The sequence below is a fragment of the Adlercreutzia sp. DFI.6.23 genome, from assembly GCF_024462535.1.
GTDB classification, from domain to species: Bacteria; Actinomycetota; Coriobacteriia; order Coriobacteriales; family Eggerthellaceae; genus Adlercreutzia; species Adlercreutzia rubneri.
In genome coordinates this window covers 1-303 of record NZ_JANGBP010000475.1, presented here as the reverse complement: position 1 = coordinate 303, position 303 = coordinate 1, and the positions used below count along the sequence as shown (strand labels likewise).

General features: G+C 58.1%; 1 tRNA gene. It reads left to right on the top strand.

Annotated features, from left to right (window positions below):
* Positions 1-29: 29 nt before the first annotated feature.
* Positions 30-122: transfer RNA gene (locus NE591_RS14215), tRNA-Ser, on the top strand.
* Positions 123-303 lie beyond the last annotated feature (181 nt).

Genomic DNA, 303 nt, shown 5'->3' with positions numbered 1-303 from the left:
CGCCCCTTTAGGCGGCGCATCGCCCCTGCGGAGGGGTGGTAGAGTGGTTGAATGCGGCGGTCTCGAAAACCGTTTCACCGGTGCTCCCGGTGACGAGGGTTCGAATCCCTCCTCCTCCGCCATTTTCGGTTCCGATATACTCCCGTATCCAGGCCCCTTTCTCTCTGTTTACGCTGGCGCTGGTGTCGTCGCTAACGCAATCCGTAGCACGGAGCCCCTTTTTGCCACAGCGCTGCCGCCAATACGACATTATTCCGCCTTGTGCTACGGAGTTTGCTTCTGCTAACTTTGACAACTTTCGAG